Here is a 15,824-nt window from a genome sequence, read left to right on the forward strand (position 1 = left end):
CGCGAAGCATCGCGGATCAATGCGGCGACATCAATCACAGGTTGTAATCGCCCCGAGCGAACCGCCTTAGGTCTCGACAAGCGCAAGCGTGCCGCCCGGGTGACGCCGGATCAGGTTGTCGAGTTCGAGATCGAGCAACGTATGGCTGATCTCCCGGGCGGAGCGGCCGCTCGCCCGCACGAGATCGTCGACGGAGATCGGCGTGCTGCCGAGCAGTTGCAGGACGAGGCGCCTCAGATCCAGCGCTTCGGCCGTCCCCGGCATCGCGCCGGCGACGCCCTCTGGCTCGGGAACCGCCGCCACCGGAGCTCCTCCGATGCCCGGCAGGTCGAGTTCGTCCCACAGCGCCTGCGTCACGTCCTCGCCAGCACCGTCGCGCAGTGCGGGCGGTGGCGGGAGAAAGCCGAGATCGTTGTCCAGCAGCGGCGTCAGCGCCTCGATGACATGGGCGGCCTCGGCGCAGAGCGTCGCGCCCTCGCGGATCAGGTGGTTGCCGCCTTCGGCGCGCGGATCGAGCGGCGAGCCCGGCACGGCGAAGACCAGCCTGCCTTGCTCATTGGCGAAGCGCGCCGTGATCAGCGAGCCCGATTTACGGGCGGCCTCGACCACCACGGTGCCCAGCGACAGCCCTGAGACCAGCCGGTTGCGTCGGGGGAAATCGCGCCCGCGGGGGGCAAGGCCCAGCGGCATTTCGCTGATCGCCGCCCCCTCCTCCAGCAGACGCTGGAGCAGCGGGATGTTCTGCGGCGGATAAACCTCGTCGAGGCCGCCGGCCAGCACTGCCACAGTGCCGCTCTCGGCGCTCGCCTCATGAGCGGCGGTGTCGATGCCGCGCGCCAGTCCCGAAACGACGACGAAACCAGCCTCTCCGAGTTCGCGTGCCAGACGGGCGGTGAACTTCATGCCGGCGGCGGAGGCATTGCGGGAGCCGACCAGCGCGACGCAGGGGCGCAGCAGCACCTCCTGCCGGCCGAGGATCGCGAGCAGCGGCGGGGCGGTGTCGATCGCCTGCAGGGGTCGCGGATATTGCGCCTCGCCCATCGCGACCAACCGGCCACCGAGCCGGCGCAGGGCGTCGGCCTCGCGTTCGGCCTCGGCCAGCGTGCAGATGCGGATGCTCCGGCCGGCCTGCCGGGCGAGATCGGGAAGTGCGTCGAGGGCCGCCGCGGCGCCGCCGAAGCGGTTCATCAGCGAGCGGAAGGTGCGCGGCCCGACGCTTTCGCTGCGGATCAGGCGAAGCCAGTCGAGGCGCTGGCGATCGCTGAGGACGATGCCAGCCATGCGCTTCAGCCTTTCTGGCCGATCTTGCCCTCGCTGCCGGACAGCAGGCGGGCGATGTTGGTTCGGTGCATGAACCAGAGCAGCACCGTCAGGGCGGCCATAAGCATGGCGGCCTGCCGATTGCCGATGGCGAACCAGAGAATGAGGGGCGTCGCGACGCTCGCGGTCAGAGCCGAGAGCGACGAGTATTTCGAGAGCTTGGCGACGCTCAGCCAGATCGCGGCGAAAGCCAGCGCCACCGGCCAGGCCAGGCCGATCAGGATGCCGAGATAGGTGGCAACGCCCTTGCCGCCCTTGAATCCGAGCCAGACGGGAAAGAGATGGCCCAGAAAGGCGCCGAGCCCGGCGACGAGCCCGGCCTGAGCACCCCCCAGAAGATGCAAGCCGAGCAGAACCGCGACCGTGCCTTTGAGCATGTCGCCGAGCAAGGTCAACGCTGCGAGCTTCTTGTTGCCAGTGCGCAGGACGTTGGTGGCGCCGATATTGCCCGAGCCGATGCTGCGCAGGTCGGGACCGCCGCTGAGCTTCGTCAGGATGATACCAAAGGGGATCGAGCCCAGCAGGTAGCCGATAGCGAGCGCCAATCCGAATGCAGGCCAGGAGAGGCCCCAGTTCAACGTCTCCTGCATGCCGCCCCTTCCTCGCTTCGCCGCGCTGCAGGTTAGAGCACGAAGCCCGGACGAGGAAACGGCCTTTTCCGATCATGCACCGCCGAGTCGCGAAACAGCGAGAGCATGGCTCCTTTGGATAACGTCCCGGCGTGCTCTTCGGATGCTCGACTCGGCCACAGGTGCATGCAACCAATTTATCGGGGAACTGACCTAGGGGCTTTCAAACTATGCGAATTTTGATGACGATCGCTGTGGCGATCAGTGTAAGCGCGTGCGGAACGGTGACCCGGGGAACGAACGAAGACGTCACCTTCAATTCGGAGCCGCCAGGCGCCAAGGTCGTGACTTCGACGGGGCTCGTCTGCCAGGCGACACCTTGCACCTTTCCGATCAGCCGCAAGCAGGAGTTCGTCGCGACATTCGAATTGCCGGGCCACCGCTCCCAGCAGATCGCCGTGACGACCGGTGTCAGCGGCGGAGGCGCCGCCGGCATGGCCGGAAACGTTCTGATTGGTGGGGTCGTTGGTGTTGTCGTCGACGCCAGCACGGGCGCGACGCTGGATCACTCGCCGAACCCCGTCTTCGCGACGATGCAACCCGTCCATGCGCCCAAGCCGGCAGCCAAGCTGCGCAGGCAGCGCAAGGCACAGGGCCCTCAGGCCTGATCGCACTCGACTGCAGCAACGCGTCGGCCGCCAAGGGCCGACGCGAGCAAGAACCCAGCGGCGCCAGAGCGCCAGATCAGGCCGCCGGGGCCTCGTAGACCATGCGACCGCCGACGAAGGTCGTCTGCACGATGCCTTCGAGCCTGGCCTCGTCGAAGGGCGAGTTCTTGGCCCGCGACTTCAGCTTGCGCTTGTCGACGACATAGGGCGCCTCGAGGTCGAGCAGCATGAGATCGGCCGGGGCGCCGGGGACGAGGCGCCCGCAACCGAGCCCGAGCAATTGCGCCGGGTGCGTCGACAGCGCCGCCAGCAGCTCCGGCAGAGCGATCTGGCCCGCCTGAACCATGCGCAGCGAAGCCGATAGCAGGGTCTCGATGCCGAGCGCCCCGTCCGCCGCCTCGGCGAAGGGCTGGCGCTTGGTCTCGACATCCTGCGGGTCATGGTCCGAGACGACGACGTCGATGATGCCCTCGGCCAGCGCCGCGACGAGGGCGAGGCGCTCCTGTTCATCGCGCAGCGGCGGGGAAACCTTGCAGAAGGTGCGGTAGTCGCCGACGTCGTTCTCGTTGAGGGTCAGGTTGTTGATCGAGGCGCCGCAGGTGACGCGCAGGCCATCCGCCTTGGCGCGACGCACCAATTCGACGGAGTCCGCGCAGGAAATCATCGCCGCGTGGTAGCGGCCGCCCGTCGCCCTCGCGAGACGAATATCGCGCTCGAGCATCACCGTCTCGGCCTCGCGCGGAATGCCCGGCAGGCCCCTGCGGCTGGCGAATTCGCCCTCGTTCATGACGCCCGAGCCGCGCAGGTCCGGATCCTCGACATGGTTCATGATCAGCGCGTCGAAATCGCGGGCGTAGATCATGGCGCGCCGCATGATCTGCGGGTTGCGCAGGGCCTTCGCGCCGTCGCCGAAGGCGACCGCGCCGGCCTCGAGCAGCAGCCCGAATTCGGTGATCTCCTTGCCCAGAAGCCCTTTGGTCAGGGCGGCGCAGGGCAGGACATTGACGATCGCCTTGTCGCGCGCTCGGCGCTTGATGAAGTCGATGATGGCGGGATCGTCGATCGGCGGATCCGTATCGGGCCGACAGACGACGGTGGTGACACCGCCCGCAGCCGCAGCCTGCGAGCCGGTACCGAGCGTCTCGCGGAACTCGGCGCCGGGCTCGCCCAGAAAGGCGCGCAGATCGACGAGGCCCGGCGCGAGGACGAGCCCTTTCGCATCGATGCGGCGGACGCCCTCGCCCGTCGCAGGCGCGGCGCCACCCCAGACGACATCGACGATGACACCGCCGCGCAGCAGCAGCGCGCCCGGTCCGTCGCGCCCCGTGGCTGGGTCGACGAGGCGCGCATTGACGATCGCAATGTCCTGAAGCTCGGCCATGCCCGGTTCCACTCGCGCCTTCGCGTCAAACATTCGGCAGATGCTGCGCCAGCGCGTCGAGCACCGCCATGCGCACCGCGACGCCCATCTCGACCTGCTCGCGGATCAGCGACTGGGCGCCGTCGGCAACCTCGGAAGAAATCTCGACGCCGCGATTCATCGGGCCGGGATGCATCACCAGCGCATCGGCTTGCGCGCGCTCCAGCTTTTCGCGATCGAGCCCGTAATAACGGAAGTATTCCTTCGAGGACGGCACGAAGGCGCCATGCATGCGCTCGAGCTGGAGGCGCAGCATCATCACGATATCCGCGCCTTCCAGGCCCTTGTTCATGTCGGTGAATATCTCGACGCCCATGCGGCCGATGCCGGCCGGCAGCAGCGTCGAGGGCGCGATCAAGCGAACTTTCGCGCCGAGCGCGTTTAGCAGGATGATGTTCGAGCGGGCAACGCGCGAATGCAGGATGTCGCCGCAGATCGCGACCGTCAGGCCCGCGATCCGGCCCTTGTTGCGGCGGATCGTCAGCGCGTCGAGCAGGGCCTGCGTCGGATGCTCATGAGCGCCGTCGCCGGCGTTGACGACCGAGCAGCCGACCTTGCGGGCGAGCAGGTTGACCGCGCCGGCGGCGTGATGGCGCACGACGATGATGTCGGGGCGCATCGCGTTCAGCGTCGCGGCCGTGTCGATCAGCGTCTCGCCCTTCTTCACCGAGGACGAGGCGACCGACATGTTCATGACGTCGGCGCCGAGGCGCTTGCCCGCGAGCTCGAAGGAGGCTTGCGTCCGGGTCGAGGGCTCGAAGAACAGGTTGATCTGGGTGCGGCCGCGCAGGGTAGCCGTCTTCTTCTCGACCTGTCGGGAGAGCGCGACATAGGCGTCCGCCCTGTCCAGCAGCGCCTCGATGTCCAAATGGGAGAGCCCCTCGATGCCGAGGAGATGCCGGTGCGGATAGAGCGGTGCTGGCGATGTCATTTGAAGAGGGGTGTTTAGGCGCGACTCGGGCGGGGCGCAAGCGGTCCGGGGCCGTTGTCACCATGCTTGGACATGGATGGCCGTCCGCGCCAAACGCGGCTACGGCTTGGGCCTGCGGCCTTGCCGCTACCGAACCGCTGCGAGGAGCCCTGCCTTGTCCACCGACGCCTTCGTCCCGGCCGCCCATGGCTCCCTTTGGAACAGCATCGCGCCCGGCGAGGCCGGGTTCGACGCCGACAGCCTCGATGCCGCCGTCGCCTTTGCGGAGGCCCATGACAGCCCCTGGCCGCGCAGCCTGTACTATCCCGACGGGCGCTATGTCGGGAATGTCGAATGGAACGAGAGCGGCCCGTGGAGCGAAATCGTCGGGCCGGTGCGCGAGCGCGGCGGGCCAGCCGGCCTCGTGCTGAAGGGAGGGCGGATCGTCGCGGAATGGGGCGATACCAGCCGTACCGACATGACTTTCTCGATCGCCAAGAGCTATCTGTCGGTGATGGCGGGGCTCGCGGTCGATGACGGGCTGATCCGCGATCTCGACGAGCCGGTGGCCAAGAGCGTCGCCGGACCGTTCTTCGAGGGCGCCCACAATGCGCCGATCACCTGGCGCCACCTGCTGCAGCAATCGAGCGAGTGGCAGGGCGAGATCTTCGGGAAATCCGATCAGGTCGACCACAACCGCCAGATCGGCCCCGGCGCCGACAACAGCCGCAAGGGCCAGCGCCGCGAGTTGCATACACCCGGAACCTTCTACGAATACAACGACGTGCGGGTGAACCTGCTCGGCTGGTGCCTGCTGCAGCGTTTCCGCCGGCCGCTGCCGGAGGTGCTGCGCGAGCGGATCATGGATCCGATCGGCGCCTCCCGGGATTGGGAGTGGCAGGGCTACGCGAACTCCTTCGTCGAGATCGACGGCAAGCGCATGCAGTCGGTGCCGGGCGGCGGACATTGGGGGGGCGGGCTGTTCATCGGCGCGCGCGACCATGCCCGTTTCGGCCTGCTGATGGCGCGTGGCGGGCAATGGGGCGGGCGTTCCCTGCTTTCGGCCGATTGGATCGCGCAGATGGTGACGTCCTCGCCGACGCTCGCCAATTACGGCTATCTCTGGTGGCTGAACCGCGCGCCCTCGGCGAAGCCCGGGGTTCCCGCATCGGCGTTCTGGGCGCTCGGGGCCGGGACCAACGTCATCCTCGTCGATCCGCAGAACGATCTCGTCGCGGTGCTCAGATGGATCGATGGTGCGTCCTATGACGGCTTCCTGGCGAAGCTCTACGAAGCGCTGCGTTGAAAGCCCCAGCGGCGACGTCCGCAACACTCGCCCTTGCGCAGCGGCGGCCGCCTCGCCATTTGATGGCGGATTCGCGTGTCCTGGCGAATTCTCGCGATTGTGGCCGAAACGCCGCCGAACGCCTGCAAACGCCGCAAACGCGCAATCGGCGTTTGACACAGCCTGCGCCCTGAACCACTTTCGCGCGCAATTCCGAACCGCCGGGTCTATCGCCGGTCGCGGGACCAGCCTCCAGCGGCCGGTTCCGCGCTCCGATGAGGCTGTTATCGAGACACCGCACATGAAGCTCCTCGTCGTCGAGTCGCCGGCCAAGGCCAAGACGATCAACAAATATCTCGGCTCCGACTACGAGGTCGTGGCGTCGTTCGGCCATATCCGCGACCTGCCGGCCAAGGACGGCTCGGTCGATCCCGAACATGACTTCGCGATGAAGTGGGAGATCGAGGGGCGCGGCGCCAAGCAGGTTTCCGAGATCGTCAAGGCGCTGAAGGGCGCCGACAAGCTGATCCTCGCGACCGACCCCGACCGCGAGGGCGAGGCGATTTCGTGGCATGTGCTGGAGGCACTGAACGCCAAGCGGGCGCTGAAGGGCATTCCAGTCGAGCGGGTCACCTTCAACGCCGTCACCAAGGATGCGGTGCAGACGGCGCTCGCCAATCCGCGCCAGGTCGACCAGGCGCTGGTCGATGCCTATCTGGCGCGCCGGGCGCTCGACTATCTCGTCGGCTTCACGCTGTCGCCGGTGCTGTGGAGGAAGCTCCCAGGGGCACGCTCGGCCGGCCGCGTCCAGTCGGTGGCGCTGCGCATCGTCTGCGACCGCGAACGCGAGATCGAGGCCTTCCGGGCCCGCGAATACTGGTCGCTGGTCGCGACGCTGGCGACGACCGCCGGGGGCGTCTTCGACGCTCGTCTCGTCGGCGCCGACGGCAAGAAGATCACAAGGCTCGACATCGGCACCGGCGACGAGGCGAAGGCCTTCAAGGAGGCGCTGGAGGCGGCAGCCTTCAGCGTCGCCAGTGTCGAGGCGAAGCCGGTCAAGCGCCACCCCCAGCCGCCCTTCCAGACCTCGACGCTGCAGCAAGAGGCCTCCCGCAAGCTCGGCCTCGCCCCGGCGCGGACGATGCAGCTCGCGCAGCGGCTCTATGAGGGCGTCGACATCGGCGGCGAGACGGTCGGCCTCATCACCTATATGCGGACCGACGGCGTCGACATGGACGGCTCGGCCATCGCCGCCGCCCGTCGCGTCATCGGCAAGGAATTCGGCGACAACTACGTTCCCGGCGTTCCCCGCAAATACAGCGTCAAGGCGAAGAATGCTCAGGAAGCGCATGAGGCGATCCGCCCGACCGATCTCGGCCGGCTGCCCGCCATGGTGGCGCGCCATCTCGAACCCGAGCAGGCCCGTCTCTACGAGCTGATCTGGAAACGCACCATCGCCAGCCAGATGGAATCGGCCTCGCTCGAGCGCACCACGGTCGACATCGCGGCGAAGGTCGGCGCGCGCAATCTCGAGCTGCGCGCCACAGGCCAGGTCACGCTCTTCGACGGCTTCCTGACGCTCTACCAGGAGAGCCGCGACGACGAGGAGGACGAGGATTCGAAGAAGCTGCCGGCGATGAAGGAAGGCGAGCTGCTGGAAAAGCGCGCGATCGCCGCCGAGCAGCACTTCACCGAGCCGCCGCCGCGCTATTCGGAAGCCAGCCTCGTCAAACGCATGGAAGAGCTCGGCATCGGCCGGCCCTCGACCTATGCCGCGACGCTGTCAACCCTGCGCGACCGCGAATATGTCCGCGTCGAGAAGAAGCGCCTCGTGCCCGAGGACAAGGGCATGCTGGTGACGGCGTTCCTGGAGAGCTTCTTCAAGCGCTATGTCGAGTTCGATTTCACGGCCAATCTCGAGGAGAAGCTCGACCGGGTCTCGAATGCCGAGATCGACTGGAAGGTGCTGCTGCGCGAGTTCTGGGAAGAATTCACCGCCTCCATCGGCGAGACCAAGGAACTGCGCGTCACCGAGGTGCTGGAGGCGCTGAACGGCGTGCTCGGCGCCCATGTCTTCCCGCCGCGCGAGGATGGCGGCGATCCGCGCTCATGCCAGGTCTGCGGCACCGGCACGCTCTCGCTGAAGCTCGGCAAGTTCGGCGCCTTCGTCGGCTGCTCGAACTATCCCGAATGCCGCTACACCCGCCCGTTGACTGTCCAGGCCAGCGAGGGCGAGGCGACCGCCGAGGGCGGCCAGGGCCAGCCCGGCGTTCGTATCCTCGGCAAGGATCCGGTCACCGAGCAGGAGGTCACGATCCGCGACGGCCGCTTCGGCCCCTATATCCAGCTCGGCGAAGGCGAAAAGCCCAAGCGCTCCAGCCTGCCCAAGGGCATGAGCCCGGGCAGCGTCGATCTGGAGAAGGCGCTCGCCCTGCTCGCTCTGCCCAAGGAGGTCGCGAAACATCCCGAGAGCGGCGAGCCGATCCTCGCCGGCATCGGCCGCTACGGACCTTACGTCCAGCACGGCAAGACCTACGCCAACATCGACAAGGATGACGACATCCTACAGATCGGCGGCAACCGCGCCATCGACCTGATCGTCGCCAAGGAAAGCGGCGGCGGCGGCCGCTTCAGCCGCGGCGCGGCGGTTCCCGGGCGCGAACTCGGCGAACATCCCGGTGGCGGGAAGCTCGTCGTCCGCGCCGGCAAATACGGGCCTTACGTCAACTGGGGCAAGGTCAACGCCACGCTGCCGAAGGCGATGACGCAGGAAGCGATCACGCTCGAACAGGCGGTCGAACTGGTCAACGCCAAGGCCGAGGCCAACGGCGTCAAGGGGCCGGGCAAGTCGGCAGGCAAGGCGTCCGCGGGCAAGGCGAAAGCCACTACGGCCGCAAAGAAGCCTGCGGCGAAAAAGGCCGGTGCCAAGTCGACGGCAAGTTCCAAGGCCGCGCCGAAAGCGCCCCCCAAGGAGAAGCAGGCGAAGACGGGCTGAATTTGCTATCGTCGGCGGGCACGGCGCCCGGCTGGCTGCATCACGGCCCTGCGCCGGTTCCCGCGAACCGACGATGCTCCGGAGATGACGCCATGTTGAACGCAGGCCTGATCTCGATCGCACTGCATGCCGGGCTCCTGACCTTCGTCGCCGACGAGCCGCCCCGTTTCGACATCGAAAAGTCCTGCGCCGGGCTGACTGCCGGAAACAGCGGCATTCCCAGGCCACAACAGGCCTGCCGCGAGGACGAGAGCAAGGCGCGAAGTACGCTGGCCGGTAGCTGGGCGAGCTATCCAGCCGGCGCACGTACGCGCTGCGTCGAGTCAGCGAGCCTCGTCGGCGCGCCGAGCTATGTTCAGGTGTTGACCTGCCTCGAAATGGCGAAACCGCAGTAGCGCGATCGCACAGACGCCCTCAGTTCAGGCTGGCGACGACAACGAGCCGCTTCACCTCGCCCCGCAAATAGGCCTGCAGGAAGCGGTTGTAATCCTTGAAGGAAACGCAGCCGTTCGAGTCGCCGTTGGGGCCGAGCAGATAGGGGTGGGTCAACAGGCCGGCGCGGCCATAGATCGCGCCGCTGCCGCCGACCGGGTGCATGCGCAGGGCACGATGGCCGTGGAACAACGCCTCGCGCTCGGTCAGCGTATAGGTGTGCGGCGGCGTCGCGCCGTGCATCCGGACATGGACGAAGCGCGGATCGTCCATCTTGTCGCCAAGGCCGGAATGGGCCTCCAGCCGCTCGCCGTTCGGCATATGCACGACCTTGGCGCTGATGTCGTAGATCGCAGTCCCCTGCGCCGTGCTGACGGCCGGTCCGAAGGTCGGGCTGAGCCGCCTGCCGCGCGAGCGATCGACGGCATCGTCCTCGGGCGCCGCATAGGCCATGGCGGGGCCATTGGGTTGCTGCGGCGCGCCGAAGAGCTTCTGGAAGAAGGAACGGTTGTCTTCCGCTGGCACCGCTGGCGCAGCGGCGACCCTGGAGCGGCGCGTCGGCTGGCGTAGTGCAAGTGCCGGCGGCTCGGCCGTTGCGGGCAGTTTCAGATCGGCCGGGCGCCGCATCGGCAGCGGCACATCCTTGGCGATCGTCGAGCCGGCCTGAGGCGAAACAGCGAGCACCTCGGCGGTTGCAGCGGCGGCGGGCAGCGCGGGAATGGGCTGCGCGGGCGGGATCGCGGCCACCACCAGCGGCGGCTCCTGCGGCGGCAAGGGCGAGGCGGAGGCCAGAGCCTGCAGGACGCGCTCGGGCATACCGGGACGCTGCAGGCCAGCCTGCAGCGGGTGCTGGCCACCAAAGGAGGCCGGCGCCGCGCCAAGCGTCACACCGGGCTTGAGGAAATCGCCATAAGCCGTTGAAGACGAGGCGAGAGACCCTGTCACAATGACGTCGCGCTGCGCCCCCCCACGCGCGGGGACCTGCGCATCGGGGCCGGGATCGAGCGCGACATAGCCGACGCCGCAGCCGACGACGATCAGCGCGATCTGGAAAAAGACGTTATGGCCGATCTTGTAGCGGGTGCGCCGCGTCTTGCGCAGCCTGTAGCCCTGTCCCGACATCTAGCTCGCTCTCGACTCGACGCAACACACGCCCGCTCTCGGAAGAGGTCGCGGGGAACCGGCAAATCTGCCAGGTTCGAGTAGAGGCCAGCGTGGTTAAGGCTGGGTGAATCGCCTGCTTAGAAGGCAACAAAAAGGCGCGACTGAGTCGGTTTTCCGACCCGTCGCGCCTCATCGCTTTTGCGGCCGATGACGACGGCCGGGTTTCTCGCCGTCTCAGAGCGGCTTCAGGTTGGCCTCGATCTCGGCCCGCTTGCCCTCGAGGAAGGGCGGCAGCGAGAGCTTTTCGCCCATGGTCTCAGCCGGCTCATCAGTGGCGAAGCCCGGCTCGTCGGTCGCGATCTCGATCAGGATTCCGTTCGGCTCGCGCAGATAGAGCGAGCGGAAATAGAAGCGATCGACCGGCCCGCTATTGGGGTAGCCGGCGGCGCGCAGGCGCTCAGCCCATGCGTCGTAATCGGCGAAGGTCGGCGTGCGCAAGGCGAGGTGATGCACGCCGCCGGCGCCTTCGCGCGCCTGCGGCAGATCGGGCTCGACCGCGACATGGAGTTCGGCAGCCGGACCGCCCTCGCCGATCCTGAAGACGTGGATCTCGCCCGTGGCATGGCCGGCATCGCGATAGCTGCCGATCCGCTGCAGACCGAGAAGCTGCGTCAGCACGACCTCGGTGCGATCGAGCTTCGGCACGGAGATCGTCACCGGGCCGAGACCGCGGATCTGATGCTCGGCCGGAACCGGGCTCTTCTCCCAGACCACGAAGGGGATCTCGCCGCCATCGGCGATCAGGGTCAGGCGCTGCCCCTCCGGATCCTCGAAGTCGACGGCCAAGCGGCCATTGATCTCGCGGACCGGCGTGACGGCGACACCCGCCTCGGTGAGCCGGCCCCGCCACCACTCAAGCGACACCTCATTGGCGACGCGCAGCGAAGTGCGGCTGATCGAGTGTGTGCCGCGGCGCGCCGGAGCGGCCGGCCAGTCGAAGAAGGTCAGGTCGCTGCCGGGCGAGCCGGCGCCATCGGCATAGAACAGGTGATAGGCCGAGGTGTCGTCCTGGTTCACCGTCTTCTTGACCAGGCGCATGCCCAGAGTCTCGGCATAAAAGCGCCGGTTGCCGGGCGCATCCGCGGAGATCGCCGTGACGTGGTGGATGCCTGTGAGCTTCATCTTGTGGCCCTCAACATGAACGCCGGCCGGGAGGCGCGGCTGTTGCAGCCAGAGATAGCGCAGCTTCGACGCAATGAAACAACGCAGTTTGCAATGTCGATATTGCGTAAGCGCAATAATTCTCCATTCGCACGCGCAACTGATGCTAGTAGCGCCTAATGCTTAGGGCTTCGGCGCAGCCGGCGGCGCAGAATGGGCCGGCGCGCTCGACTTGTCGGCCGGGCTGGCCGGCGTGGTGCAGTCCTGCGGCTTGGCCTTGCAATCGAACACCATGGTCGGCGCGGCCGATTCTTCCGAGCGACCCGCCGAGGGCAGGATCATGTTCTGGCCCTTGTCGATCTCGGTCGGGTTCGTCGTCTTGGGACCCAGGCCGCCACTGGCCTGAGCTTCCGCCGGCTTGCCGGGCGGCGTGGTCGGCGGCGAATTCGTCTGCGCCGCCACGGCGGTGGCCAGCGAAGACAGGGTGACGGCGAGCGCGAAGCCCGGCAGCGAGCGAAGCATCGGATTTCCCCTTGTATGGCCTGCCCGAACCGCAGGCCGTCGATCAGGGAACCCTCCCCGGCGCACGATGTTCCGCCGCCCGGCGCCGGTGCATCCGGGCAGCGCCGGACCGCGCCCGGATCGTCAGGCCGAGAGGGCGTGGCGGCTCGGCTTGGCCTTGAGCTTCAGCTCCTCGAGGTCCTGCCGCTCGCGCGGCGTATTGCGCATGAGCTGGTCCTTGCCGGGCTGGTACTGCACCGGCTGCATCAGATCGACGCCGTACCAGGCCGCCGCCCGCAGCACGAAGGATGGGTCGGAGAGATGCGGACGCCCCAGTGCGACGAGATCGGCCCGGCCCGAGGCGACGATGGTGTTCGCCTGGTCGGCGGTGGTAATGTTGCCGACGCACATCGTCGCGACCTTCGCCTCGTTGCGGATGCGGTCCGAGAACGGCGTCTGGAACATGCGGCCATAGACGGGCCGCGATTCCCGCACCGTCTGGCCGGTGGAGACATCGACGAGATCGCAGCCTTCCGCCCCGAAGGCCTCGGCGATCGCGACCGAATCCTCGGCCGACAGGCCGCCCTCGGCCCAATCGGTCGCCGAGATGCGCACCGACATCGGCTTCTCGCGCGGCCAGATCTCGCGCAGCGCGCGGAAGACTTCGAGCGGATAGCGCAGCCGGTTCTCGACCGGGCCACCATATTCGTCCGTGCGGCGGTTGGTCAGCGGCGAGAGGAAGCTCGCCAGCAGATAGCCATGGGCGCAGTGCAGCTCCAGCATGTCGAAGCCGGCGCGGATGCCGCGCTCTGCGGCGGCGACGAACTCCGCCTTAACCCGGTCCATGTCGGCGCGGGTCATCTCGCGCGGAACCTGACTCTCGGGGTAGTAGGGCAAGGCAGAGGCCGAGACGATCGGCCAGGCGCCGTCGGCGAGCGGGCGGTCCATACCCTCCCACATCAGTTTCGTCGCGCCCTTGCGGCCGGCATGGCCGAGCTGGAGGCAGAGCTTCGCGGCGGAGTTCGCGTGGACGAATTCGACGATGCGCGTCCAGGCGGCCTCCTGCTCATCATTGTAGAGGCCGGCGCAGCCCGGAGTGATGCGGGCATCCTCGGCGACACAGGTCATCTCGGTGAAGATCAGGCCCGGCCCGCCGATGGCGCGCGAACCGTAATGCATAAGATGCCAGTCGCCGGGAAGGCCGTCTTCAGCCGAATACTGACACATCGGCGAGACGACCATGCGGTTCTCGACCTGCATCTCACGCAACTTCATGGGCTGGAAGGCCGGCGGAACGGGCGTGCCGTCCTTGCGGCGACGGGCGAGCGGGCCGAGTTCCTCGGCGACCATCGCGTCGACGGCCTCGACCATGGCAGGGGCGCGCAAAGCGAGGTTGTCGTAGGTGATCGCCTTGGAGCGCGTCATCAGGCCGAAGGCGAAGCGCAGCGGATCGAAATCCCAGAAGCGGCCGAGCTGCTCGAACCAGACCAGCGAAACGTCGGCGGCATGCTGGGTCTTCTCGACCTCCTCGCGGCGGGTGCGCTCGAACAGCGTCAGCGCCTCGCTGACATTCAAGCCGGCCTTGTGGAAGGCCCGGTGCAGGCCGATCGCGTCCTCCATGGCGAGCTTGGTGCCGGAGCCGATCGAGAAATGCGCCGTCGCCTTGGCGTCGCCCAGCAACACGACGTTCTCGACGACCCAGTTGCGGCATCGGATCATCGGGAAATTGCGCCAGAGCGAGCGGTTTGTGATCAGCCGGTGGCCCTGCAGCTCCTCGCCGAAGACGCCTTCGAGGAAGGCGGCCGAAGCGGCTTCGTCCATTCCGTCCAGCCCGGCCCGGCGATACGTCTCCGGGTCGGTCTCCAGCACCCAGGTCGAGCGGCCGGCCTCGTACTGGTAGCAATGGGCGATGAAGACACCGTGCTCCGTCTCCTTGAAGAAGAAGGTGAAAGCATCGAAAGGCCGGGTCGAGCCCATCCAGGTGAACTTGTTGGGCCGCAGGTCGACCTCCGGCTGGAAGCGGTCGCGCCAGCCCTCGCGGATGCGGCTGTTGATGCCGTCGGCGCCGACGACCAGATCGTAGTCGCGCTTGAGCGTCTCGATGTCGGCCGCCTCCTCGCCGAAGCGCAAGGCGACGCCGAGTTCGCGTGCCCGCTGCTGGATCAGCATCAAGAGCGAGCGGCGCGAGCAGCCGCAGAATCCGTTGCCGGAGACGCGGTGGACGCTATCCTTGAAATGGACCTCGATGTCGTCCCAATATGCGAAATTGTCGCGGATCGCCGCGTAGCTGGCCTCGTCCGCGGCCTTGAAGATGTCGAGCGTCTGGTCGGAAAAGACCACGCCGAAGCCGAAGGTATCGTCCGGCTGGTTGCGTTCGAAGACGGTGATGTCGAGAGCCGGCCAGTCGCGCTTCATCAGGAGCGCGAAATAGAGCCCGGCGGGACCGCCGCCGACGACCGCGATACGCATGATGCCCTCCAGAGAACCGATTGCGAAATTATTTTAGGCCTAAAATAATTGTGGCTCAAGCGGCCTTGATCAGGCTTTGATCGAGATCAACTCCTACCCGGCATCGAAGCGGATTTTCCCGCTTCGAGAGGCCTATTGGTGCGCCATCTGCGAAAACGATCCCGGCTCGTCTGAGCCCTTGCAAATTCCTTTAGACCTAAAATACATTGTCCCCATCTGGAGGTGGATCGGATGCTCCTGGCAGGGCGGCACGCAGTGGTGACCGGGGGTGGGCGCGGGATCGGCCGCGCCGTCGCCGCGGCGCTCAGACAGCAGGGCGCGCGCGTCTCCATCATGGGTCGTGACGCGGCCGCCCTGGCTGCCGCCTGCGAAGCGGGCGACGCCGATACTTTTGCCGCCTGCAATGTCGCCGATGAGGCGGCGATGGCCAGCGCCATCTCCAGGCTCGCCGAGGGGCAGCCGATCGACATCGCCGTGGCCAATGCCGGCGCGGTCGAGACCGGACCGTTCCTGCGCAGCCCCGCCGAGCGCTTCCGCCGGCTGAGCGAGATCAACCTGATCGGCACGGTGAACCTGTTCCATGGCGCCCTGCCCGGCATGATCCAGCGCGGCGACGGCCGGCTGATCGCCATCGCCTCGACCGCTGCCCATCGCGGCTATGGTTACGTCTCGGCCTATGTCGCCGCCAAGCATGCCGTTGTCGGGCTGGTGAAGTCGCTGGCGCTGGAAACGGCGCGTTCGGGCGTCACCGTCAATGCGGTCTGCCCTGGCTATGCCGACACCGACATGGTCGCCGGCGGGATCGAGACCATCATGGCCAAGACCGGCGCGACGCGCGAGCAGGCGCTGGCCGAGATGGTCAAGGCCAATCCTCAGGGCCGACTGATCGCGCCGGACGAGGTTGCAGCCGCGGTGCTCTATCTGTGCGGGCCGGGCAGCGGCTCAGTGACGGGCCAGTCGCTGCTGATCAATGGCGGGGAGTTCTAGAGA

At 67.4% G+C, this 15,824-nt stretch carries 13 protein-coding genes; 5 read left to right on the forward strand and 8 right to left on the reverse strand.

Annotated features, from left to right (window positions below; translation table 11 throughout):
* Positions 1-66 precede the first annotated feature (66 nt).
* Together dprA and plsY are read right to left on the reverse strand one after the other, a co-directional pair.
* Positions 67-1,272 carry a DNA-processing protein DprA gene (gene dprA, locus AC1RMY_RS09995; RefSeq protein WP_492864447.1) on the reverse strand — a complete coding sequence of 402 codons (1,206 nt, stop codon included), beginning with the start codon at positions 1,270-1,272 and terminating at the stop codon, positions 67-69.
* Positions 1,273-1,286: 14 nt separating this feature from the next.
* A complete protein-coding gene (gene plsY / locus AC1RMY_RS10000) occupies positions 1,287-1,910 on the reverse strand; it encodes a glycerol-3-phosphate 1-O-acyltransferase PlsY (protein WP_492863950.1) in 624 nt (207 codons plus the stop codon).
* Positions 1,911-2,173: 263 nt separating this feature from the next.
* Between plsY and AC1RMY_RS10005 the strand changes: the two genes are divergently transcribed.
* A complete protein-coding gene (locus tag AC1RMY_RS10005) occupies positions 2,174-2,557 on the forward strand; it encodes a translation initiation factor 2 (RefSeq protein WP_492863952.1) in 384 nt (127 codons plus the stop codon).
* A gap of 76 nt (positions 2,558-2,633) precedes the next feature.
* On the opposite strand, the gene pyrC is transcribed toward AC1RMY_RS10005, so the two are convergent.
* Together pyrC and AC1RMY_RS10015 are read right to left on the reverse strand one after the other, a co-directional pair.
* Positions 2,634-3,938 (reverse strand): dihydroorotase, encoded by a 1,305-nt coding sequence (gene pyrC, locus AC1RMY_RS10010; protein ID WP_492863954.1) that lies wholly within the window; start codon positions 3,936-3,938, stop codon positions 2,634-2,636.
* 25 nt (positions 3,939-3,963) lie between these two features.
* Positions 3,964-4,908 carry an aspartate carbamoyltransferase catalytic subunit gene (locus AC1RMY_RS10015; protein ID WP_492863956.1) on the reverse strand — a complete coding sequence of 315 codons (945 nt, stop codon included), beginning with the start codon at positions 4,906-4,908 and terminating at the stop codon, positions 3,964-3,966.
* Between the two features lie 154 nt (positions 4,909-5,062).
* On the opposite strand from AC1RMY_RS10015, the gene AC1RMY_RS10020 reads away from it, so the two are divergent.
* From AC1RMY_RS10020 to AC1RMY_RS10030, 3 genes are all read left to right on the forward strand, one after another.
* Positions 5,063-6,193 (forward strand): serine hydrolase domain-containing protein, encoded by a 1,131-nt coding sequence (locus tag AC1RMY_RS10020; RefSeq protein WP_492863958.1) that lies wholly within the window; start codon positions 5,063-5,065, stop codon positions 6,191-6,193.
* A 280-nt stretch (positions 6,194-6,473) separates the two neighbouring features.
* On the forward strand, positions 6,474-9,167 hold the full coding sequence (topA, locus tag AC1RMY_RS10025) for a type I DNA topoisomerase (RefSeq protein WP_492863960.1): 2,694 nt from the start codon (positions 6,474-6,476) through the stop codon (positions 9,165-9,167).
* Positions 9,168-9,259: 92 nt separating this feature from the next.
* On the forward strand, positions 9,260-9,562 hold the full coding sequence (locus tag AC1RMY_RS10030; RefSeq protein ID WP_492863962.1) for a hypothetical protein: 303 nt from the start codon (positions 9,260-9,262) through the stop codon (positions 9,560-9,562).
* Between the two features lie 19 nt (positions 9,563-9,581).
* Here the strand turns inward: AC1RMY_RS10030 and AC1RMY_RS10035 are convergent, their stop codons facing one another.
* From AC1RMY_RS10035 to AC1RMY_RS10050, 4 genes are all read right to left on the reverse strand, one after another.
* Positions 9,582-10,721: a DUF2778 domain-containing protein gene (locus AC1RMY_RS10035; RefSeq protein ID WP_492863964.1), complete on the reverse strand. Its 1,140-nt coding sequence runs from the start codon at positions 10,719-10,721 to the stop codon at positions 9,582-9,584.
* A gap of 216 nt (positions 10,722-10,937) precedes the next feature.
* Positions 10,938-11,885 (reverse strand): ring-cleaving dioxygenase, encoded by a 948-nt coding sequence (locus AC1RMY_RS10040; RefSeq protein WP_492863966.1) that lies wholly within the window; start codon positions 11,883-11,885, stop codon positions 10,938-10,940.
* 162 nt (positions 11,886-12,047) lie between these two features.
* Positions 12,048-12,386 (reverse strand): hypothetical protein, encoded by a 339-nt coding sequence (locus AC1RMY_RS10045; RefSeq protein ID WP_492863968.1) that lies wholly within the window; start codon positions 12,384-12,386, stop codon positions 12,048-12,050.
* 123 nt (positions 12,387-12,509) lie between these two features.
* Positions 12,510-14,834 carry a bifunctional salicylyl-CoA 5-hydroxylase/oxidoreductase gene (locus AC1RMY_RS10050; RefSeq protein WP_492863970.1) on the reverse strand — a complete coding sequence of 775 codons (2,325 nt, stop codon included), beginning with the start codon at positions 14,832-14,834 and terminating at the stop codon, positions 12,510-12,512.
* Positions 14,835-15,065: 231 nt separating this feature from the next.
* On the opposite strand from AC1RMY_RS10050, the gene AC1RMY_RS10055 reads away from it, so the two are divergent.
* The gene (locus tag AC1RMY_RS10055) at positions 15,066-15,821 is read left to right on the forward strand and encodes an SDR family NAD(P)-dependent oxidoreductase (RefSeq protein ID WP_492863972.1); all 756 of its coding nucleotides are present in this window, start codon (positions 15,066-15,068) and stop codon (positions 15,819-15,821) included.
* Positions 15,822-15,824 lie beyond the last annotated feature (3 nt).

Source organism: Allobosea sp. GW822-FHT03F07 (genome assembly GCF_058801345.1).